Origin of the sequence: Rhizobium sp. Root491, from assembly GCF_001427205.1 — a bacterium.
Taxonomy (GTDB): Bacteria; Pseudomonadota; Alphaproteobacteria; order Rhizobiales; family Rhizobiaceae; genus Agrobacterium; species Agrobacterium tumefaciens.
The window spans coordinates 64,608-87,442 of the sequence record NZ_LMFF01000002.1 but is presented as its reverse complement, the minus strand read 5'-3'; the positions used below and the strand labels follow the sequence as shown (position 1 = coordinate 87,442).

Annotated in this window: 18 protein-coding genes; 14 read left to right on the top strand and 4 right to left on the bottom strand. The window is 59.2% G+C overall.

Annotated elements, in window-relative coordinates; all coding sequences use genetic code 11:
• Nucleotides 1–97 precede the first annotated feature (97 nt).
• The 3 genes from ASD46_RS07200 to ASD46_RS07190 all read left to right on the top strand — a co-directional run bounded on the left by ASD46_RS07200 (nt 98) and on the right by ASD46_RS07190 (nt 2,946).
• Nucleotides 98–853, top strand: coding sequence for an SDR family oxidoreductase (locus ASD46_RS07200; RefSeq protein WP_025595224.1), 756 nt, complete (start codon nt 98–100; stop codon nt 851–853).
• A gap of 43 nt (nt 854–896) precedes the next feature.
• Nucleotides 897–1,790, top strand: a complete 894-nt coding sequence (locus tag ASD46_RS07195) for an NAD(P)-dependent oxidoreductase (RefSeq protein ID WP_004431829.1) — start codon at nt 897–899, stop codon at nt 1,788–1,790.
• 172 nt (nt 1,791–1,962) lie between these two features.
• Entirely contained in the window at nt 1,963–2,946 is a 984-nt protein-coding gene (locus ASD46_RS07190) for an aldose 1-epimerase (RefSeq protein WP_060641928.1), read from the top strand.
• A 20-nt stretch (nt 2,947–2,966) separates the two neighbouring features.
• Here ASD46_RS07190 and ASD46_RS07185 read toward each other — a convergent pair whose 3' ends face one another.
• On the bottom strand, nt 2,967–3,428 hold the full coding sequence (locus ASD46_RS07185) for an Lrp/AsnC family transcriptional regulator (protein ID WP_003498392.1): 462 nt from the start codon (nt 3,426–3,428) through the stop codon (nt 2,967–2,969).
• Between the two features lie 168 nt (nt 3,429–3,596).
• Here ASD46_RS07185 and ASD46_RS07180 point away from each other — a divergent pair, with 168 nt between their 5' ends.
• The 11 genes from ASD46_RS07180 (at nt 3,597) to ASD46_RS07130 (ending at nt 19,019) form a co-directional block, all read left to right on the top strand.
• A complete protein-coding gene (locus ASD46_RS07180) occupies nt 3,597–4,310 on the top strand; it encodes an aspartate/glutamate racemase family protein (RefSeq protein ID WP_004431822.1) in 714 nt (237 codons plus the stop codon).
• Complete coding sequence (locus ASD46_RS07175; RefSeq protein WP_004431819.1) at nt 4,311–5,081, top strand: class II glutamine amidotransferase; 771 nt, start codon at nt 4,311–4,313, stop codon at nt 5,079–5,081.
• A 442-nt stretch (nt 5,082–5,523) separates the two neighbouring features.
• On the top strand, nt 5,524–7,986 hold the full coding sequence (locus tag ASD46_RS07170; protein ID WP_004431815.1) for a glycogen/starch/alpha-glucan phosphorylase: 2,463 nt from the start codon (nt 5,524–5,526) through the stop codon (nt 7,984–7,986).
• Complete coding sequence (gene glgB / locus ASD46_RS07165) at nt 7,986–10,193, top strand: 1,4-alpha-glucan branching protein GlgB (RefSeq protein ID WP_004431812.1); 2,208 nt, start codon at nt 7,986–7,988, stop codon at nt 10,191–10,193. Before ASD46_RS07170 ends, glgB begins: the two co-directional genes overlap by 1 nt.
• Nucleotides 10,194–10,215: 22 nt before the next feature.
• On the top strand, nt 10,216–11,478 hold the full coding sequence (glgC, locus tag ASD46_RS07160; RefSeq protein ID WP_004431809.1) for a glucose-1-phosphate adenylyltransferase: 1,263 nt from the start codon (nt 10,216–10,218) through the stop codon (nt 11,476–11,478).
• A gap of 5 nt (nt 11,479–11,483) precedes the next feature.
• A complete protein-coding gene (glgA, locus tag ASD46_RS07155) occupies nt 11,484–12,926 on the top strand; it encodes a glycogen synthase GlgA (protein ID WP_060641916.1) in 1,443 nt (480 codons plus the stop codon).
• 4 nt (nt 12,927–12,930) lie between these two features.
• Complete coding sequence (locus tag ASD46_RS07150) at nt 12,931–14,559, top strand: alpha-D-glucose phosphate-specific phosphoglucomutase (protein ID WP_013762072.1); 1,629 nt, start codon at nt 12,931–12,933, stop codon at nt 14,557–14,559.
• A gap of 133 nt (nt 14,560–14,692) precedes the next feature.
• Nucleotides 14,693–16,648: a glycogen debranching protein GlgX gene (gene glgX / locus ASD46_RS07145; protein ID WP_060641915.1), complete on the top strand. Its 1,956-nt coding sequence runs from the start codon at nt 14,693–14,695 to the stop codon at nt 16,646–16,648.
• 54 nt (nt 16,649–16,702) lie between these two features.
• On the top strand, nt 16,703–17,191 hold the full coding sequence (locus ASD46_RS07140; RefSeq protein ID WP_004431798.1) for a MaoC family dehydratase: 489 nt from the start codon (nt 16,703–16,705) through the stop codon (nt 17,189–17,191).
• Between the two features lie 30 nt (nt 17,192–17,221).
• On the top strand, nt 17,222–17,950 hold the full coding sequence (locus tag ASD46_RS07135) for a transporter substrate-binding domain-containing protein (protein WP_309509976.1): 729 nt from the start codon (nt 17,222–17,224) through the stop codon (nt 17,948–17,950).
• A gap of 28 nt (nt 17,951–17,978) precedes the next feature.
• Nucleotides 17,979–19,019, top strand: coding sequence for a DUF2332 domain-containing protein (locus tag ASD46_RS07130; protein WP_035199923.1), 1,041 nt, complete (start codon nt 17,979–17,981; stop codon nt 19,017–19,019).
• On the opposite strand, the gene ASD46_RS07125 is transcribed toward ASD46_RS07130, so the two are convergent.
• The 3 genes from ASD46_RS07125 to ASD46_RS07115 are packed head-to-tail and all read right to left on the bottom strand — an operon-like array spanning nt 19,016 to nt 22,834.
• Nucleotides 19,016–19,570, bottom strand: coding sequence for a sarcosine oxidase subunit gamma (locus ASD46_RS07125; RefSeq protein ID WP_004431791.1), 555 nt, complete (start codon nt 19,568–19,570; stop codon nt 19,016–19,018). The two genes, ASD46_RS07130 and ASD46_RS07125, sit on opposite strands and share 4 nt — an antisense overlap.
• A complete protein-coding gene (locus ASD46_RS07120; RefSeq protein ID WP_060641914.1) occupies nt 19,563–22,523 on the bottom strand; it encodes a sarcosine oxidase subunit alpha in 2,961 nt (986 codons plus the stop codon). The genes ASD46_RS07125 and ASD46_RS07120 overlap by 8 nt, the downstream gene beginning before the upstream one ends.
• A complete protein-coding gene (locus ASD46_RS07115) occupies nt 22,520–22,834 on the bottom strand; it encodes a sarcosine oxidase subunit delta (protein ID WP_004431787.1) in 315 nt (104 codons plus the stop codon). Before ASD46_RS07115 ends, ASD46_RS07120 begins: the two co-directional genes overlap by 4 nt.
• Nucleotide 22,835 lies beyond the last annotated feature (1 nt).

Here is a 22,835-nt window from a genome sequence, read left to right as displayed (position 1 = left end):
ACAGGCGTTTAAGCCTTGACATCCACGTCTGAAAGGGATGAATGTTATCGATAACATAAACCGGCATGAAAGCAATGTCGAGAGACTGGAGGAAACAGTGGGCCTTAATTTGTTCGATCTTTCCGGCCGCCGCGCCCTGATCACCGGCTCGTCGCAGGGCATCGGCTTTGCGCTGGCGCAGGGCCTGGTGGAGGCGGGAGCCGAAGTGGTGCTGAACGGCCGCGACGAGGCAAAGCTGAAAGCAGCCGCCGCAGGCATCAAGGGTGCCAAGACGCTCGCCTTCGATGCCACCGATCATGATGCGGTGCGCAAGGCCATCGACGGTTTCGAGGCGGAAGTCGGCCCCATCGATATTCTGGTCAACAATGCCGGCATGCAGCACCGCACACCGCTGGAGGATTTTCCGGCCGACGCCTTCGAGCGCCTGTTACAGACAAACATCGCCTCGGTGTTCCACGCAGGGCAAGCCGTCGCGCGTCATATGATCAGCCGTGGACGTGGCAAGATCATCAACATCGCCAGCGTCCAGACCGCTCTTGCCCGCCCCGGTATCGCGCCGTACACCGCCACCAAGGGCGCCGTCGGCAATCTGACGAAGGGCATGGCGACGGACTGGGCCAAATATGGCCTGCAGTGCAACGCCATTGCGCCGGGCTATTTCGACACGCCGCTCAACGCGGCGCTGGTGGCCGACGAGACGTTTTCAGCATGGCTTGAAAAACGCACGCCCGCCGGCCGCTGGGGCAAAGTCGAAGAGCTTGTCGGCGCCTGCATTTTCCTGTCGTCCGATGCCTCGTCTTTCGTGAACGGACATATTCTTTACGTCGACGGCGGCATTACCGCCTCGCTTTGAAGAAGCCGTAACCACGACGCTTTGGGAGGAGACCGTGAGCACCATGACCGAGAAGAACAAAATCGCCCTCATTGGCGCTGGCGCGATGGGCGGCGCGATCGGTACGCGGCTGATCGAGACCGGCAATCACCTGACGGTTTTCGATCTGGACGCGGAAAAGGTGGCGGCTTTGACCAGCCTTGGTGCGCATAGCGCCGAGACGGCGGCGCAAGCGGCTTCGGTCTCCGATGTCGTGATCCTCAGCCTCAATTCGCCGAAAATCGTCCGCGCCGCCGTTTTCGGCAAAGATGGCGTGGCGGCGGGGGCCAGGCCCGGCACGCTGATCATCGACATGTCCTCCATCGATCCGGAAGCGACAAAAGAACTGGCGGCGGATGCGGCTGAAAAAGGGCTGCGCTGGGTGGACAGCCCGCTTTCCGGCGGCGCGCCGAAGGCACTCGTCGGGCAACTGACCCTGATGGCCGGCGGCACGGAAAAGGATGTGGCCGATGCCCATCGCGTGCTGCGGCACGTGGCCAGCAACTACACCCATATGGGTCCAAGCGGCGCAGGCCAGACGACGAAGCTCATCAATCAGGTTCTTTGCGGGCTGAACTTCCTTGCCGTAGCGGAAGCAACGCAGCTTGCGCTGGATGCCGGCGTCGATGCCGCCAAAATTCCGCAGGCGCTGAAAGGCGGCCGCGCCGACAGCGCAATTCTTCAGGAATATATGCCACGTTACGTGGCGAAGGATTACCGCCGGACTGGCCGCATCGACAATATGGTCAAGGACCTGAACGGCGCGCAGGATCTGGCTCGACGCACCAACACGGCCATGCCGCTGACGGCGGTTTGCGCCGAGGTGCACCGCATGCTGACAGCGGCGGGACTTGGCGGCGAGGATCAGGCCGCCCTAATGGAATTTTTCACCGGCGCGAAACGCACCTTCACGGAATGATTTGCGCCATGGCCAGGGCAATAACACCTTAGAGGCCGAGCTGACGCGAGGTCATTAAGGTGTGCCACCGTCATGGCCATTGCGAAATGTCTCCGCAGCGAAGATGATCGGGCGAATCGGCGGCGCAATCGGCCCGACGGCCGCAGACGCTTGCATGAAGGACAATTTCCCGATGACCACTTCCGCAACAGGCACGGGGATTGCCAGCCTGACCGTTTCCGGAAACGGCTTCAGCGCCGAGATCGCTTATGAGGGCGCGACCCTTCTGAGCTGGCGGCCACGACTTGCCGATGGCAATGAAAAAAACCTTGTCGACGGCTATTCGTCGCTTCAGGAATTGCAGTCGCAGAACGGCGTGAGAAACGGCATTCTCGCCCCGTTCACCAATCGCATTCCTCAGGGCCAATTTAAATTTGGCGGGGAGATGCACCGTATCGAGCCGGTGCTTGCCCACGAGGACCTCGTCTTCCACGGATTTGCCCGTGCCCTGCCCTTCGCCCTCGACCGGTCTTTCGAGGAAAACGACGCGCACATTATCGTCTTTCGTGCCGAGATATTGCCGGCCGAATTCAAGGGCTATCCCTACCATCTCGCCATCGAGGTGGAATACCGGTTTGCCGGCCATGCGGTTACCATCGATATACGCGGCATCAATGGCGACGACCGGCCTTTGCCCTTTGCGGCCGGCTGGCATCCCTATTTCCGTCTGCCCGGCATATCCTCCATCGACGATCTCCTTCTCACCCTACCGTCGCGAACAGCGATCAAAACGGACGAGAATTTGATACCACTCACCGACAGTGAGACGGGCATTCTCAAACGGGACGATGCAGCGTTTCTTTCTGCCGCGCCGCTCGCAGGCCATGTGCTGGATGTCTGCTTTACCGATCTGATCCCATCCGCAAACGGGCTTTACGAGACTAGGGTCGAAAACCGGAACGATGGTTCGAGCCTGACCGTTTGGCAGGAGCGCGGCCACATGCATGTCTTTACCGGCGATACGCTTGCCCGCGACAGGCGAAAATCCATCGCGCTCGAACCTGTGGAAACACCGACAAACGCCTTCAACCAGCCGCAACTTGAAGCGGACATCACCCTTCAACCGGGCGAGACCCGAAGTTTCCGCTTTGGTTTCCGTTTTGAAGCCGAGAGCTGAAAAAAGACCAAATATTGCGATCAGATATGCGTCGTCGGGAGTGAAGACGACAGCTTCACCGTCTCCATGGAGATATAGGCGGACATGTCGTAAAGCTCGACCCGCCGGAGGATCTGTTTGTAGATGGTGTCGTAATATTCGACATTTGGCAGCACGAGTTTCAGAATATAATCGAAATTGCCGGTCAGCCGGTGCACCTCGACGATCTCCGGTATGGTGCTGACGGCGGCATGGAACCGGTCCAGCCAGTCCTCCGCATGCAGGCCGGTTCTCACAAGCAGGAAAACCGTGGTCGGCAGGTTGATTTTCCGCCGGTCGAGCAGCGCCATCGTGCCGGTCACATATCCTTCCGCACGCAGACGCGTGATACGGCGGGAACAGGCGGAAAGCGATAATGACACCTCATCCGCGATATCGGCGAGAGGTGTTTCTGCATTCTCCTGGAGAATCGCAAGGATTCGGCGGTCACGGTCGTCAATCATTGCTCAAGAATGCATCAGTTAACGTAGTGGCGCAAGAAATTTGCGAGCTGAGCATAATGCACGCCCAGAATTTGCAATCTGCCTTCTAAATCCCTGAAAAAACGCATGCCGTTTTCATCGCGGCAATGGCATTCTTGTCATCAATCAAACTTTTATAAGGGAACGCCTATGAAACGGATCGGTCTGATCGGCGGCATGAGCTGGGAATCCACCGCAACCTATTATCGCATGATCAACGAGGCCGTTCGTGACAGCCGCGGTGGGCTCGTATCCGCCGATATCGTCATGCATTCGCTCGATTTTTCCGAGGTTGTCGCCCTTCAGAAGGCTAACCGCTGGGATGAGGCCGGCGCGCTTTTGGGCGCTGCGGGTGCGCGTCTTGCCAATGCGGGTGCCGATTGTGTGCTGATCTGCACCAACACCATGCACCTCGTTGCGGAAACCGTTGAAAAAATGTCGGGCGTCACTCTCATCGACATCATTGACGAAACTGCCACCGCATTGAAGGCGGATGGACGCCGCAAGCCGCTTCTGCTCGCCACACGCTACACGATGGAACATGGCTTCTACACCGACCGCATGCGCCGCCACGGCGTCGATGTGGTCGTGCCGGATGAGGAAGACAGGGCCGCCATCCACGACATCATTTTTGGCGAATTGTGCCAGGGCGAGATCAAGTCGTGCTCGCGCGAGCGCTACATGTCGGTCATCGAGAAAGCCCGTGCGCTCGGCGTCGATTCCGTCATTCTCGGCTGCACCGAAATTTCCCTGCTGATCGATCCCGATGCCCTGCCTTTGCCGGGCTACGATTCGACCGCCATTCACGCCCAGGCCGCTGTCGGCTTCGCGCTCGAAAACAAGGCCCTGAACAGAGCTGCATGAATGTGCCGCCTTTTTGCCTATTCCGGTAAACCGGTCTGGCTCGACAGTCTTCTGATCGAGCCGGAAGCATCGCTGGTCAGCCAGTCCATGGCCGCAAGGGAAGCTAAAACCGTCGTCAACGGCGACGGTTGCGGTCTTGGCTGGTATGGCGAGCGCGGAACGCCCGGCGTTTTTCGCGACACCAGACCCGCCTGGTCCGACGCCAATCTGGCCGCCCTTTGCCACCAGCTCCGCTCGGGCATGTTCATGGCCCACGTCCGCTCCGCCACATCAGGCGAAGTATCCCGTGCCAATTGCCACCCCTTTGCGCATGGTCAATATCTGTTCATGCATAACGGCCAGATCGGCGGCTACGAGCAGATCAGGCGCGACATTGATTCCCTCATACCCGATGATATTTATTCCGCCCGGCGCGGCACCGGCGACAGCGAAGCCATCTTCCTGATTGCCGCCGGCCACGGCCTTGATGCGGACCCGGTTCGGGCCATTTCCACCGCGCTGCGCCTCTGCCTGGAAAAGATGATCGCGGCGGGTGTTTCTTCCGCGTTGCGGTTCAGCGCCGTGTTGATGGATGGCGATTGCCTGCACGCCTTCCGCTGGTCAAGCGACGACAAGCCGCCAACGCTTTACTGGCGCGGGCTTGAAGAGGGCATCGCGCTAAGCTCGGAACCCTTTTCCTTCGATTGCACCCCGTGGTGTGCGGTGCCGCCAAATACCCGGGTGACGATCCGCGCCGGCGGTATGACCACTGAACCTTTTTCCCTGCCGTAAACGTCGCATTTCATGACGACCGAGGCCATTTTTTTCAGTTTGGCCGCCACCGGTGGGCGCGGCTGCGGCAGCGTCGTGTTTATTTTCATTGAATTATCTCCGCCGCGAAGGCTAGTGTGTGATCCGATAGACCGAAACAGATTTCAGGACCGGTGAACCATTTCAGAAGTGTTGCAGCCCCTCTCCCTTTCTTGAACGATGCCCTGCATCGCAAGGACCATGCAAACCCGTTCATGAATGACGGACAATGGGCAGGCAATGCCTTTGGCGATCCTCGGGACGCTGAAGAAAAAGTGTTATTTTTCATTACCCTAAGCTGTTCAAATTTCCACAAAAAATGCTGTTGCCACGCCTCCATATCGATGCATAAACTGGCATCAGTAAAGGCAAACCGGATCGACCTCATCAGACCCTCTCCTCCCACCAAGGTGCTGACCGACCAATGATCAATAATCTAAACGCCGCCGATCTTCCCCGTCCCGCCCCGCGCAGTTCCAACCCGGAAATCATGGCAGCGGAAATCATCGAGCGCCTCACCTACCGTATCGGCAAGGACGTAAAAGTTGCCAAGCCGCATGACTGGCTGACCGCGACCATTCTCGTCGTCCGTGACCGCATCATCGACAAGTGGATGGCCTCCACCCGCAAGGCCTATGCCAACAATTCCAAGCGCGTTTATTACCTGTCGCTCGAGTTTCTGATCGGTCGCCTGATGCGCGATGCGATCTCCAATATCGGGCTGATGCACGAAATCAGGGACGCGCTTTCTTCGCTCGGCGTCGATCTCGATGTCATTGCCGGACTGGAACCGGATGCGGCACTTGGCAATGGCGGCCTTGGCCGTCTCGCTGCCTGTTTCATGGAATCGATGGCAACCGTCGATATTCCCGCCTATGGCTACGGCATCCGTTATGTGCACGGCCTTTTCCGCCAGCAGATGGCGGACGGATGGCAGGTGGAATTGCCGGAGACGTGGCTGGCGCACGGCAATCCCTGGGAATTCGAACGTCGCGAAAGCTCGTATGAAATCGGCTTTGGCGGATCGGTGGAAACCATCGGTGGATATGAGGAGCCGCAGCGCTTCGTCTGGAAACCGGCCGAACGCGTCATTGCCATGGCTTACGACACGCCTGTCGTCGGCTGGCGCGGCACCCGCGTCAACACCTTGCGCCTATGGTCGGCGCAGCCTATCGACCCCATTCTGCTTGCCGCCTTCAATGCCGGCGACCACATCGGCGCGCTGCGGGAAAGCAACAAGGCCGAAAGCCTGACGCGCGTTCTCTACCCCGCCGATGCGACCCCGGCCGGCCAGGAATTGCGTCTGCGGCAGGAGTTTTTCTTCTCCTCCGCCTCCCTGCAGGACATTCTGCGCCGTCACCTGCAGCAATATCCGGATTTCACCTCGCTGCCCGACAAGGTTTCGATCCAGCTCAACGACACGCATCCGGCCATTTCCATCTGCGAAATGATGCGCCTGCTATGCGATGTCCACGGCCTTGAATTCGACGAAGCCTGGAAGATCACGCAGGGCACCTTCTCCTACACCAACCACACGCTTTTGCCCGAAGCGCTGGAAAGCTGGCCCGTCCCGCTGCTCGAGCGGCTTTTGCCGAGGCACATGCAGATCGTCTATGCGATCAATGCCAATACGCTGGTATACGCCCGCAAGGAAAAGAAGATGCCGGATCAGCAGATCCGGTCCATCTCGCTGATCGACGAAAACGGTGAGCGGCGCGTGCGCATGGGCAATCTCGCCTTCATCGGCTCGCATTCCATCAACGGTGTCTCGGCACTTCATACCGAACTGATGAAGGAAACGGTCTTTGCCGACCTGCACAGCCTTTATCCCGAGCGCATCAACAACAAGACCAACGGCATCACCCCGCGCCGCTGGCTGATGCAGTGCAACCCCGGCCTGACCGGATTGATCCGGGAAGCGATCGGCGACGATTTCCTCGACGATGCGGAAAAGCTGACAGCGCTCGACCGCTTCGCCGACGATGCCGGTTTCCGCGAAAAATTTGCCGAAGTGAAGCGTCTGAACAAGGTGCGGCTTGCCAATACGGTGGCGCAACGCATGGGCATCCGTGTCGATCCCTCGGCCATGTTCGACATCCAGATCAAGCGCATCCATGAATATAAGCGCCAGCTTCTGAACCTTATCGAAACGGTGGCGCTTTACGACCAGATCCGTTCTCACCCGGAACTGGATTGGGTACCGCGCGTTAAGTTCTTCGCAGGCAAGGCAGCGCCGAGTTATCACAACGCGAAGCTGATCATAAAACTTGCCAACGATATTGCCCGGGTCATCAACAACGATCCGGCCGTGCGCGGGCTTCTGAAAGTGGTGTTTATTCCGAACTACAACGTCTCGCTTGCGGAAATCATGGTTCCGGCCGCCGATCTGTCCGAACAGATCTCGACGGCTGGCATGGAAGCCTCGGGCACCGGCAACATGAAGTTTGCGCTGAACGGCGCGCTCACCATCGGCACGCTGGATGGTGCGAACGTCGAAATGCTCGAACATGTCGGCGAGGATAACATCGTCATCTTCGGCATGACGGCGGAAGAGGTGTCGAAAGCGCGCGCCGAGGGCCACAACCCCCGCGCGATTATTGAACAGTCGGTGGAACTGTCGCAGGCGCTGTCATCCATCGCCTCCGGCGTATTCTCACCCGACGACCGCTCCCGCTTTGCCGGGCTGATCGACGGCATTTACAACAGCGACTGGTTCATGGTCGCGGCCGACTTCGACGCCTACGCCGAAGCGCAGCGCAAGGTGGATGCGATCTGGAGCGATCCGGAAAGCTGGTATGCGAAAACAGTCCGTAACACGGCGCGTATGGGCTGGTTCTCGTCCGACAGGACGATCCGGCAATACGCCGCCGATATCTGGAGAGCCTGATGAAAAAACCGCTCAATTCGGCCGAAGAGAAAAAGACTGGCGAAATCACGAAGGCTGAAATCGAGGCGATCAAGAGCGGTTTGCATTCCAACCCCTTTGCACTTCTCGGCGTTCACGAAACGCCGGGAGGTTTTTCTGCACGGTGTTTCATTCCGGGGGCTGAAGAAGTATCTGTCCTCACACTGGACGGATCTTTCGTCGGCGAACTGAAGCAGCTCGATCCGGAGGGTTTTTTCGAAGGCCCGGTCGATCTCACCTCGCGTCAGCCGGTGCGTTATCGCGCCTGTCGCGACGATGCGGAATGGGCAGTGACCGACCCCTACAGCTTTGGTCCGGTTCTTGGACCGATGGACGATTATTTCGTCCGCGAGGGATCGCATCTGCGACTGTTCGACAAGATGGGCGCTCATCCGCTCAAGCTTGAAGGCGTCGAAGGTTTCCACTTCGCCGTCTGGGCTCCCAATGCGCGGCGCGTCTCCGTCGTCGGCGATTTCAACAATTGGGATGGCCGACGACATGTGATGCGCTTCCGCAAGGATACCGGCATCTGGGAAATTTTCGCACCTGACGTCTATGCCGGCTGCGCCTATAAATTCGAGATTCTCGGCGCAAACGGCGAGCTTATGCCGCTGAAGGCCGACCCCTATGCACGGCGTGGTGAACTTCGGCCGAAGAACGCCTCCGTCACCGCACCAGAACTGGCGCAGAAATGGGAAGATCAGGCCCACCGGGAACATTGGGCGCAAGTGGACCAGCGCCGGCAGCCGATCAGCATTTACGAGGTGCACGCCGGTTCCTGGCGGCGTCGCGAGGACGGCACCTTCCTCAGCTGGGACGAAATGGCCACCCAGCTCATTCCCTATTGCACGGATATGGGCTTCACCCATATCGAGTTTCTGCCGATCACCGAACATCCCTACGATCCGTCCTGGGGTTACCAGACGACCGGGCTTTATGCCCCGACCGCCCGTTTCGGCGATCCGGAAGGTTTCGCCCGCTTCGTCAACGGCGCCCACAAGGTCGGCATCGGCGTGATCCTCGACTGGGTTCCTGCGCATTTTCCAACCGACGAGCACGGCCTGGGCCTGTTTGACGGGACAGCGCTTTACGAACATGCCGACCCGCGTCAGGGTTTTCATCCCGACTGGAACACGGCCATCTACAATTTCGGGCGCATCGAGGTATTGTCCTACCTCGTCAACAACGCGCTTTATTGGGCCGAAAAATTCCATCTCGATGGATTGCGCGTCGATGCCGTCGCCTCGATGCTCTATCTCGATTATTCCCGCAAGGAAGGCGAGTGGATCCCCAACGAATATGGCGGGCGCGAGAACCTGGAATCCGTCCGCTTCCTGCAGAAAATGAACTCGCTCGTCTACGGCACCCATCCGGGCGTCATGACCATTGCTGAAGAATCTACCTCCTGGCCGAAAGTGTCGCAGCCGGTTCACGAGGGCGGCCTCGGTTTCGGCTTCAAATGGAATATGGGTTTCATGCACGACACGCTGAGCTATTTCTCACGTGAGCCGGTGCACCGCAAGTTCCACCATCAGGAACTGACATTCGGCCTTCTTTATGCCTTCACCGAAAATTTCGTGCTGCCGCTTTCCCATGACGAAGTAGTGCACGGCAAGGGATCGTTGATCGCCAAGATGTCCGGCGACGACTGGCAGAAATTTGCCAATCTCCGGTCCTATTACGGCTTCATGTGGGGTTATCCCGGCAAGAAGCTGCTGTTCATGGGGCAGGAGTTCGCCCAGTGGAGCGAATGGAGCGAAAAGGGATCGCTCGACTGGAACCTTCGCCAATATCCGATGCATGAGGGTATGCGCCGCCTCGTGCGCGATCTCAACCTCACCTACCGTTCGAAAGCCGCTCTGCACGCCCGTGACTGCGAACCCGAAGGTTTCCAGTGGCTGGTGGTCGATGATCACGAAAACTCGGTCTTCGCCTGGCTGCGCTCGGCGCCCGGCGAAAAACCGGTTGCGGTTATCTGCAATCTGACCCCGGTCTACCGGGAAAACTATTATGTGCCGCTTCCTGTTGCGGGGCGGTGGCGGGAGATTCTCAACACCGATGCCGAAATTTATGGCGGCAGCGGCAAGGGAAATGGCGGACGCGTTCAGGCGGTCAATGCCGGTGGGGAGATAGGGGCGATGCTCGTCCTGCCGCCCTTGGCAACGATCATGCTCGAACCGGAAAACTGACAGACAGAACGGGAGGACAACCATGTCGGAAAAAAGAGTTCAGCCCCTGGCGCGTGATGCAATGGCCTATGTTCTCGCGGGCGGTAGAGGAAGCCGTTTGAAGGAATTGACGGACCGCCGGGCAAAACCAGCGGTTTATTTTGGCGGTAAGGCCCGCATCATCGATTTTGCACTTTCGAACGCGCTGAATTCCGGCATTCGCCGCATCGGCGTCGCCACGCAATACAAGGCTCACTCCCTCATCCGCCACCTGCAACGCGGCTGGGACTTCTTCCGTCCAGAGCGTAACGAAAGCTTTGACATTCTGCCGGCCTCGCAGCGCGTGTCCGAAACGCAATGGTACGAAGGCACCGCCGACGCCGTTTACCAGAACATCGACATTATCGAGCCCTATGCGCCCGAATATATGGTCATTCTGGCCGGCGACCATATTTACAAGATGGACTACGAATACATGCTGCAACAGCATGTCGATTCCGGCGCGGATGTAACGATCGGTTGCCTTGAAGTGCCACGCAAGGAAGCGTCGGGCTTCGGCGTGATGCATGTGAACGAAAAAGACGAGATCATCGACTTCATCGAAAAGCCGGCCGATCCGCCCGGCATTCCCGGCAATGAGAATTTCGCGCTTGCCTCGATGGGGATCTACGTCTTCCATACGAAATTCCTGATGGAAGCGCTGCGTCGCGATGCCGCCGACCCAACCTCCAGCCGCGACTTCGGCAAGGACATCATTCCCTATATTGTCCAGCACGGCAAAGCCGTCGCCCACCGTTTCGCGGACTCCTGCGTGCGTTCGGATTTCGAGCACGGACCATACTGGCGCGATGTCGGAACCATCGATGCCTATTGGCAGGCCAATATCGACCTGACGGATGTGGTGCCTGACCTCGATATCTATGACAAGTCCTGGCCGATCTGGACCTATGCGGAAATCACTCCGCCGGCGAAATTCGTGCATGACGATGAGGACCGCCGCGGTTCTGCCGTGTCGTCGGTTGTGTCAGGCGATTGCATCATTTCCGGCGCCGCCCTCAACCGTAGCCTTCTGTTCACAGGCGTGCGCGCCAATTCATACTCCCGCCTTGAGAATGCCGTAGTACTGCCGAGTGTAAAGATCGGGCGCCACGCCCAGCTCAGCAACGTCGTCATCGACCATGGAGTGGTCATTCCGGAAGGACTGATTGTAGGAGAAGACCCCGAACTGGATGCCAAACGTTTCCGGCGCACGGAAAACGGCATTTGCCTTATCACCCAATCGATGATCGACAAGCTGGACCTGTAGAGCCCATGAATGTCCTTTCGGTTTCATCCGAAATTTATCCCCTGATCAAGACCGGAGGGCTCGCCGACGTTACCGGCGCCCTCCCCATCGCGCTCGAAGCCTATGGCGTGAGAACGCGCACATTGATACCCGGATATCCGGCGGTGAAAGCCGCCGTGACGGACCCCGTCAAATGTTTTGAGTTCACCGATCTGCTTGGCGAAAAGGCCGATCTGCTCGAAGTCCAACATGAGGGGCTAGACCTTCTGATCCTTGACGCGCCCGCCTATTACGAGCGTTCCGGCGGCCCCTATCTCGGCCAGACCGGCAAGGATTATCCTGATAACTGGAAGCGCTTTGCGGCGCTCTCGCTGGCAGCGGCACGAATCGGCGCCGGTGTGCTTCCCGGCTGGCGGCCGGATATGGTGCACGCCCATGACTGGCAGGCAGCGATGACCCCGGTCTATATGCGTTATGCCGAAACGCCGGAGATTCCGAGCCTTCTCACCATCCACAACATTGCTTTTCAGGGTCAGTTCGGGGCCAATATCTTCAGCAAGCTCGAATTGCCCGCCCACGCCTTCGGCATGGAAGGCATCGAATATTATAACGATGTCAGCTTCCTCAAGGGCGGCTTGCAGACGGCAACCGCACTCAGCACGGTCAGCCCATCCTATGCGGAAGAAATCCTGACCGCGGAATTCGGCATGGGGCTGCAAGGGGTGATCGGCAGCCGCGCCCATGTGCTGCACGGTATCGTCAACGGCATTGACGCCGATGTCTGGAACCCGGCCACCGACCATCTGATCCACGACAACTATTCCGTCACCAATCTCAAGAACCGCGCGCTGAACAAGAAGGCCGTCGCAGAACATTTCCGCATCGACCAGGATGACAGTCCGCTCTTCTGCGTCATCTCCCGGCTGACTTGGCAAAAGGGCATCGATCTCATGGCGGAAGCCGTGGACGAAATCGTTTCCCTCGGCGGCCGTCTGGTCGTGCTGGGCGCCGGCGATGTGGCATTGGAAGGCGCGCTTCTGGCGGCGGCATCCCGCCACCATGGCCGCGTCGGTGTCGCCATCGGTTATAATGAGCCGCTGTCGCATCTGATGCAGGCGGGTTGCGATGCGATCATCATCCCCTCGCGCTTCGAGCCCTGCGGCCTTACCCAGCTTTACGCGCTGCGTTATGGCTGCGTTCCCGTGGTTGCCCGAACCGGCGGCCTTGCCGATACGGTGATCGACGCCAACCATGCCGCCATCGCCAATAAATCGGCGACCGGTGTACAATTCTCACCCGTCACGCTCGACGGTCTGAAACAGGCGATCCGCCGAACCATCCGTTATTACAACGACCCGAAACTATGGACACAAATGCAGAAACTCGGAATGAAATCCGATGTTTCCTGGGAAAAAAGCGCTGCGCTCTATGCCGCGCTTTACAGCCAGCTTATTTCGAGAGGCCATTGAAACAATGATCAAGACCGTTCAGACGACACCCTTTCAGGATCAGAAGCCGGGCACATCCGGCCTGCGCAAGAAGGTACCCGTCTTCGCCCAGGAAAATTATGCCGAAAACTTCATCCAGTCGATCTTCGACTCGCTTGAGGGCTTTCAGGGCCAGACGCTGGTGATCGGCGGCGATGGCCGTTATTACAACCGCGAAGTCATCCAGAAGGCGATCAAGATGGCGGCCGCCGCCGGTTTCGGCAAGGTGCTGGTCGGTCAGGGCGGCATTCTCTCCACTCCCGCCGCCTCCAATATCATCCGCAAATACAAAGCCTTCGGCGGCATCGTGCTTTCCGCCAGCCATAATCCCGGCGGCCCGAACGAAGATTTCGGCATCAAATACAATATCGGCAATGGCGGCCCAGCGCCGGAAAAGATCACCGACGCGATCTATGCCCGCTCGAAGGTCATCGATAGCTACAAGATTTCCGACGCTGCAGACGTCGATCTCGACAAGGTGGGCAGCTTCAAGGTGGATGAACTGACGGTCGACGTCATCGATCCGGTCGCCGATTATGCCGCTTTGATGGAAGAACTGTTCGATTTTGCCGCCATTCGCGCCCTGATTGCCGGCGGCTTCAAGGTTGTCGTCGATTCAATGAGTGCCGTCACCGGCCCCTATGCCGTGGAAATCATCGAAAAGCGTCTCGGCGCGCCGAAGGGCTCGGTCCGCAACGCAACGCCCCTGCCCGATTTCGGCGGCCACCACCCTGACCCGAACCTGGTGCACGCCAAGGAGCTTTACGACGATGTCATGAGCCCGGAAGGTCCCGATTTCGGCGCGGCGTCGGATGGCGACGGCGACCGCAACATGGTGGTCGGCAAGGGCATGTTTGTCACCCCGTCCGACAGCCTGGCGATCATCGCCGCCAATGCGCGGCTCGCGCCCGGTTATGCCGCCGGCATTTCCGGCATCGCCCGTTCCATGCCGACAAGTGCCGCAGCCGACCGCGTCGCCGAAAAGCTTGGGCTTGGCATGTACGAGACGCCAACCGGCTGGAAATTTTTCGGCAACCTCATGGATGCCGGCAAGGTTACAATCTGCGGTGAGGAAAGCTTCGGCACCGGCTCCAACCACGTGCGCGAAAAGGATGGCCTGTGGGCCGTGCTCTACTGGCTGAACATTGTCGCCGCCCGCAAGGAAAGCGTGAAGGACATCGTTACCAAGCACTGGGCCGAATATGGCCGCAACTATTATTCCCGCCACGATTATGAGGAAGTGGATTCGGACGCAGCAAACACGCTGGTGGCCATCCTGCGCGAAAAACTCGCAACACTTCCAGGCACCAGCTACGGCAATCTTAAGGTCGCAGCTGCTGATGATTTCGCCTATCTCGACCCGGTCGACCAGTCCGTCAGCAAGAACCAGGGTATCCGCATCCTGTTCGAAGGTGGTTCGCGCATCGTGCTGCGCCTTTCCGGCACGGGCACTGCGGGCGCAACGCTCAGACTTTACGTCGAGCGCTATGAGCCGGATGCGGCCCGTCACGGCATCGAAACGCAGGCGGCGCTTGCCGACCTTATTTCCGTTGCCGATACGATCGCCGGCATCAAGGCCCATACCGGCCGCAACGAACCGACCGTCATCACGTAAGGTTTTGCATTGCACGCACCGTTTCCGGCAACGGGCATAGCGAAAAACTTGGCAGGCGGCCATGAGGCCGCCTGAGGTTACTGACTAACCTCCCCGCCAGACTCGATATCATCATCTTCCGGAGAGAGAGACCATGCAGAAACCAGCCGTTTTCCCCAAAGGCATAACCCAGACGGAAAACGGAACGGAATTTGCGGTCTATTCCCGGCACGCCTCACAAATCGACCTTTGCCTTTTTGATGCGACGGGCGAAAAAGAGACGGCGCGTTTGCCAATGAGGCGCGATGAGAATGACATTCACCGGCTGACAGTTGCCGAGACCGGCCCCGGTGCGCGATATGGCTACCGCGCCGACGGCATTTATGCCCCCGAACATGGCTTGTGGTTCGACCCCGCAAAACTGCTGCTCGACCCCTATGCCACGGAGATAGACCGGCCATTCCGGCATGATGCCGCGCTTTTGGCCTATGGCGAAGACACGGGCGCGATCATGCCAAAGGCGATCCTGTCGCAATATGAGCAGGTCAGGCGCCAGCCGCCACGCTTTGCCGAAGGCGGGCTGATTTACGAACTCGCGGTTAAATCCTTCACCAAATTGCATCCTGCCGTGCCGGAAGAGCTGAGAGGCACGGTGGCAGCGCTGGCTCATCCTGCCATTATCGCGCATTTGAAAAAAATCGGTGTCGATGCGGTGGAGCTGATGCCGATCACCGCCTGGATCGACGAGCGCCACCTGCCGCCGCTTGGCCTTTCGAATGCATGGGGATACAACCCCGTTGGCTTCATGGCGCTCGATCCGCGCCTCTGCCCCGGCGGAGTGCGGGAGCTGCGCGACACGGTTGCAGCCCTGCACGCGCAAGGCATTGGCGTCATTCTCGATCTGGTCTTCAACCATACGGGTGAAAGCGACAGCGAAGGCTCCATCCTGTCTTTGCGCGGACTGGACAATCTCACCGCTTTCCGTCACCCGGAAGGAAAGCCGGGCGTGCTGGTCAATGACACCGGCACCGGCAACACGGTGGCCTGCGATCATCCCTATGTGCGCCAGCTCATTATCGATTCCCTGAGGCATTTCGTTCTCAATGCCGGTATCGATGGCTTCCGTTTCGATCTCGCGCCCATATTGGGACGAACGGCTAGTGGCTTCGACATGGCCAGCGAAACGCTTGCCGCCATGCACTCTGACCCGGTACTATACGACCGCGTGCTGATCGCCGAACCATGGGATATCGGCCCCGGCGGCTATCAGCTCGGCAATTTTCCGGAGAGCTTTCTGGAATGGAACGACCGCGCCCGCGACGACATGCGCCGGTTCTGGCGCGGCGATGCGGGAACGACCGGGGCGCTGGCCAATGCGCTTTCCGGCTCTTCGCCGATCTTTTCCCGCCATGGACGTTCGAAAAGCCGCAGCGTCAATTTCCTTGCCGCCCATGACGGTTTCACCCTGTTCGATCTCGTCAGCCACGAACACAAGCACAATGAGAAAAACGGCGAGAACAATAGCGACGGGCATAATGAAAATCATTCCTGGAACAATGGTTTGGAGGGATTGACGGACGATCCTGCCGTCATGGCCGCCCGCCACGCGGATGTGAAAGCGCTGCTTTCCACGCTCTTCGTCAGTCGCGGCACGTTGATGCTGACCGCCGGCGATGAGGGTGGCCGCAGCCAGTATGGCAATAACAATGCCTATTGTCAGGACAACGAGATAACGTGGGTCGACTGGTTGTCGCTCTCCCAGGAGCTGACTGACCACACGGCATTTCTTGCAGCACTTCGCAAACGCTTCGGCGTGTTTTCGCAAACCGAGTTTTTCTCCGGCAACGGCGATGTGGCATGGCTTGCCCCCGGCGGAGAACCGATGACGGTCGCGGAATGGGAAAGGCCGGACATGCCGGCTTTCGCCATGGTGCTTGCCACGCCGGACCACGAGACCGAAAACGACGCGGAGCTTGCCGTGCTCATCAACCGCAGCCATGAGATCGTGCCCTTCACCCTGCCGGGCGATGACTGGCAAGCGATGGGCACGGATTTCGGCAATCCGGCCTTCCTGCCTGCCCGCTCGGTGGTGTTTTATCTGCGCGGTTGATCGCTTGGCCCCGGCACCTTTATAAGTTCCGAAAGGCAATCGAGAAGAGGTAACATGGCAAAGGAAATAGCGCTGGCGGAAATGAAAAATTTCGTCGGCACGGAGCTGGGCGTTTCCGACTGGATCACCGTCGACCAGACAATGATCGACGCCTTCGCAAAAGCGACGCTGGACGAACAGTTCATCCACACCGACCCGGAACGCGCCAAGGCGGAAAGCCCCTTTGGCGGCACCATCGCGCATGGGTTCCTGACGCTCTCGCTGCTTTCGGCTCTGAATTACGATGCCCTGCCCCGCATTCGCGAAACGACCATGGGCATCAACTACGGCTTTGACGCCGTCCGCTTCGTCACGCCGGTCAAAAGCGGAGCACGGGTGCGTGGCCGTTTCACTTTGGCTGAGGCGCGGTTTCGCGGCGCCGCCATGCTGGTGACGACCTATGATGTTACGGTGGAGATAGAAAACGAGAAAAAACCGGCGCTCACTGCCCGCTGGACAACCATCACCCAGTTCAACCCCGAGGACAGGCCGCAAGACGCCTGATGGCGAAGTAAATCCCAATTTGAGATCGGAGTGTCTGTGAGATTCGCATATTTGATAGAACCTCCGTTCAACTACAGGAACGAATGCGGCGATGTGACCGGGTGCGATGTGGAGTTGGCGCGAGTCATTCTAGCCATGATCGGTATTCATGACATTGAATTCATCGAAGCCGAATTCTCGCAATTGTTGCCTGGGCTGAACGAAAACCTTTGGGATATGACTACTGGCCTCTTCGATACCGCTGAACGCAGAAAGATCGTGACGTTCAGCCATCCCATCTGGGCGTTGCCTGATGGACTGTTGGTGAGGAAGGGCAACCTCAGAGATCTGGACGGATACGCATCGGCAGCAAAAAATCCGGAATGTACGCTGGTCGCGATCCGTGATCAGATCCAACATCGCGCAATTATGGAAGCGGGCGTGCCCGATGACCGCATTCTCATTTGCGAGACCTACGACGAGGCCGCTCAGGCCGTATTGGATGGGCGTGCCGACGCCTATGCCAGCGTGGCCATGGCCCATCTCGGTTTTATGCAGCAAAATCCAGAGCTCGATTTGGAAGTTGTCTCCGTTTTACCGAAAGAGAGACCAGCAGCCTCAGGCGCATTTGCTTTCCGCCAATCCGACCGGGAACTCCAGAGCGCGGTCGATGCGGCGCTCCTTTGTTATATCGGATCAGACGAGCACCGTGTGCTGATGCGCAATTTTGGTTTTGATGATCAAGCCCTCGTCAACCGCGAGGCCAGTCTGGCAAAGTAACGCCAGACTGCGCAAAGGAGACGGCCCAATGCATGATGAAGCCGTAAGAGACGCGTTTCTCGCACAGGCAAGAGCCTGCGACAGCCTCGGTTCGCCCTTTACCGCACGGCTTTGCCGCGCGGTGGCGGCGCGGCTGGATCGCCAGACGGACGTTGGCGAGATGATTTTGTCCTGGCCTGGCGATGTCGGCCCGTCCGGCGATTCCGTCCCACTGCGGCTTGCCGGTGCCCTGCATGCGCTTGTCATCGAGGACAAGATCACTCCTCTTGTCGATATAGCACCCGAAGACGAGAATGCGCTCTGGCAGGCTTGCGCAAGTGCCTTGCGCTTCCATTCGGGCTTCATCCTCGAAAGACTGAAATCGCCGCCGCAGACCAACGAAGTCCGCCGTTCCGCTGTGCTGCTGCCGGGTTTTCTTTCCATTGCGGAGCTTTTTGGCAAGCCGATGGTCCTTTCAGAGGTCGGCGCCAGCGCCGGTCTGAACCTGCAATTTGACCGCTACCAGTATCGTCTTGGCGATCTTGCCTGGGGCAGGCAATCCGAAGTGTCCATGTCGCCGGAATGGCGCGGAGACACCCCGCCCGACAAGCGGATAGAGGTCATCGAGCGCGCCGGCTGCGATCTTAACCCACTCGATCCGTCGTCTGCCGAGGACCGGTTGCGGCTGATGTCATATGTCTGGGCCGATCAGACCGACAGGCTGGAGCGCACGGCGGCCGCCCTGCGTATTGCGGTGGAGAACGGCTTGCACGTTGAAAAGGCTGACGCAATTGACTGGCTGCAACGCCGCCTTGCCGCGCAACATTCGGGCGCTGCCCATGTGGTCTACCATTCTGTCGCCTGGCAATATCTTCCCGATGCGCTGAAAGAGGCCGGCGAAACGCTGATCGCCGAGGCTGGAAGCCGTGCCACCCCTGAGGCTCCGCTTGCCCGCCTGCAGATGGAGGCAGATACGACGCCGGGAAGCGCCGCAATCACCCTGCAAATCTGGCCGACCGGTAAGAAACAGGAAATCGGCCGCGCCGATTTCCATGGGCGATGGGTGGAATGGCAGGGGTGGAAAAGCTAGACCGCCACATCCTGCGCCGCTTCCTGCAACAGGCCGCCGACATATTCGGCGAAGGAGCGCCAGCACTCTACCCGGAACGTATCGTCAGCCACGCGCAGCAGCACCACTTCCGCCTTGCCGAAAACCGTTCGCGAGCAGGCGCCGATCGGGAACTGTGCGATAGACAGATCCTGCGGGCAACCGGCGTTCAGGGCTACCTCCGCGCCGGGGCCGGAAACGATGACAGCCGTGTTGCGGTGGGAAACGTCGGTCGCCGAAAACAGGCCGGGAACGGTGGCGAGCGCCGCCATCAGGTCGCTTTCGCCCTGATCGATCACCAGCCATTCGTCCGGACCAAGCCAGAGAGCGGAGCGCAAACCCGATGTGACAGAGCTTTTCGGGCTGTTGGGCAATAACAGGCCGAGTGCATCCGAGAGGGCCGGCAGTGCGCTTTCCCTTGCGCGCAGCGACAGCCGCGACGCCGAGGCGGCGGGCTTCAGCGAGACGAAGGGCGAACCACCGTGGAAATCCTCGAGTACGGATTTGCGTTTTGCGTGAAGTGTGTCAGCCATTGAGACGGGCTCCTTCCTTGTCGAGGAAGACCATGTCGGTCACTTCGACGGCAATTGTTTTATCGGCAAGCGGGATGTAGAGCGTTTCGCCTATGCGCGCCCTGCCATCCGCCACCAGCGCAAAGGCGATGGAGTGGCCGAGATTTTCCGACCAGTAGGCGGAAGTGACATGGCCGAGCATGGTCATGGGTTTCGGCTGGTTTGGATCAGCAACGATCTGGCCACCCTCTTCGGGAACAGTCAGCCGGTCCTTCGTCTTGAGGCCCACAAGCTGCTTTCGACCGGAGCGCATGAGATCCGGGCGTTTCAGACCGCGAATACCGACGAAATCCGTCTTCTTCTTGGAAACGGCCCAGGCAAGCCCGGCATCGTCAGGCGTCACGGTGCCGTCGGTATCCTGTCCGACGATGATGTAACCCTTTTCGGCACGCAGGATGTGCATGGTCTCGGTGCCATAAAGGCATCCGCCCACCGCTTCGGCCCGTTCACGGATCGCGGTCCAGACGGCAGCGCCGTAATCGGCCGGAACGTTGATTTCGAAACCAAGCTCACCCGTGAATGATACACGGAAGAGACGCGTGGGCACACCGCAGAAGGTGCCTTCCGCGACCGCCATATGCGGGAAGGCTTCGGGCGAAATATCTATACCCTCGACGAAAGGCGCGATCACCTCGCGCGCTTTCGGTCCCTGCACCGCAATCACCGCCCATTGTTCGGTCGCCGATGTCAGCCAGACATTCAGCTCGGGGAATTCGGTCTGGAGATAATCCTCCATGTGCTGGAGAACGCGCGGTGCGCCGCCCGTCGTCGTCGTCACATGGAAACGGTCCTCGGAAAGACGACCGACAACACCGTCATCGTAAACGAAACCGTCCTCGCGCGTCATGATGCCATAGCGGCAACGGCCGGGTTTCAGTGTGTCCCAGGCATTTGTGTAGATGAGGTTCAGGAACTTAGCCGCATCGGGGCCGACCACCTCGATCTTGCCGAGCGTGGAGGCATCGAACACGCCGACGCTTGTCCGCACCGTCTTGCATTCGCGGTTGAGCGCCTCGTGCATATCCTCACCGCCGCGCGGGAAGAACCATGCGCGCTTCCAGTTGCCGACATCCTCGAAAAGGGCGCCTGCCGCAGCCTCTTCGTCATGCATCGGCGTCTTTCGGGTCGGGTCGAACAGCGCACCGCGCGAATGGTTGATGAGCGTGCCGAAGGTGACCGGCGTATAGGGTTGGCGGAAAGTGGTGAGACCGACCTTCGGCAGATCCCGCCCAAGCGCTTCCGAGGCAATGGCAAGGCCATGCATGTTGGACATCTTGCCCTGATCGGACGCCATGCCATTGGTGGTGAAGCGCTTGATATGCTCGACCGAATGCATGCCTTCACGCACGGCCAGGCGAATATCCTTGGCGCAGACATCGTGCTGGAAATCGATGAAGGCCTTGACGCCGGTGCCTTCGCCTGCCCCTTCCGCAGCGCCGATCATGCCGCCGGTCCAGGCGCGCGCATTCTCACCGGAGAATTCCGCTGCACCGCCACCTGCGGCAGCAGCCTCGGCGATCAATGCGGCGAGATCGTCCGTGCCGTTGCAGGCGCCGACTGACACACAATTCTGCACATGGATGTCAGGCAGGAACCGCTGGTTTGCCGCGTCAAACTTCAGCTTGCCGCGCGATTGCGAGAAGAGATGCACCGAAGGCGTCCAGCCCGCCGAAACGACGAGCGCGTCGATGGCGATCTTGCGCTTGTTAGAGCCGCCATTGCGGCCAACGCTCATGGAAGAAACGCGCAGCCGCCCTGACGTATCGTAAACACTGTGACCCGCCAGTACCTCGATGCCCAGCGCCCGCGCCTCGTCCAGCAGCCGCCGATCGGGGTTCTCGCGGCAATCCACGATAGCGGCGATCTTCACACCCGCTTTCCTGAGATCGAATGCCGTCTCATAGGCAGAATCATGGGCTGTGTAGACACCGACATTATTGCCGACGGTCACGCCGTAATGGTTGAGATAGATGCGCGCAGCAGAAGCCAGCATGATGCCGGGACGATCATTATTGGCAAAGACCATGTGCCGCTCGATCGCGCCTGCCGCCAGAACGACCTTCTTGGAGCGGACCTGCCACAGTCTTTCACGTGGCTGGTGTTTGGCCGGCGTGGCGAGGTGATCGGTCACACGCTCGGCCAGCGCCACGAAATTGTGGTTGTAATAACCGAACGCTGTCGTGCGGGTCAGAACACGCACATTGGGCAGCGATTTCAGTTCAGTCAAAACTTTTTGCGCCCAGTCATATCCGGACAGGCCGTCGATGACCGCACCGGTATCAAAACGCAGCGCGCCGCCAACTTCGGCATTCTCATCAACCAGAATGACGCTGGCGCCAGTTTTTGCAGCGGTGAGCGCCGCTGTCAGCCCGGCCACACCGCCACCGGCCACCAGCACGTCGCAATGGGCATAGCGGCCGGAATAATGATCCGCATCCGGCTCGGTCGGCGCCTTGCCGAGACCGGCTGCGCGACGGATGATCGGTTCATAAATCTTGTGCCACGCGGCCTTCGGCCACATGAACGTCTTATAGTAGAAACCAGCCGCAAACATCGGCGACAGGAAATCGTTGATCGCACTGATATCGAAGGACAGCGACGGAAAGCGGTTCTGCGAGGCGATGATGGCGCCGTCGAATACATCCTGCACCGTGGCGCGCACATTCGGCTGCTTGCGCAGGCTGTCACGCGACACGTCGATCAGCGCATTCGGCTCCTCCGGGCCGGCGGAAAGGAAACCGCGCGGCCGGTGATATTTGAACGAACGGCCAATCAGATGCACGCCATTCGCCAGAAGTGCGGATGCAACGGTGTCGCCTTCCAGCGCCTGATAGATCTTGCCGTCGAAGGTGAAGCGTGCCGTTCTGGCAGGTGTCAGGCGACCGGCGCCCTTGATACGATAATCGCCGCTCATTGCGCAGCTCCCTTTTGGGCGGAAAGAACCGCGTCGGCATCCGGTTTCGGCTCGCCTGCCTTGTAGGTCATCAGGAATTTGTCGCTGACGGAATCGCGCGCGGCGTTGAAAAAGCGGCCGCAACCGTGAATGTGGCGCCAGCGCTCGAAAACGAGACCTTTGTCATTGTCGCGAATGAAGAAATATTCGGCAAAGGCCTCGTCCGAAATATCGGCAATGTTTTCCGGCCGGGCGATATGGGCTTCGCCCGCCCAGCGAAATTCGAGTTCGGAACGGTCTTCCCGGCAATAAGGGCAATGGATCAGAAGCATC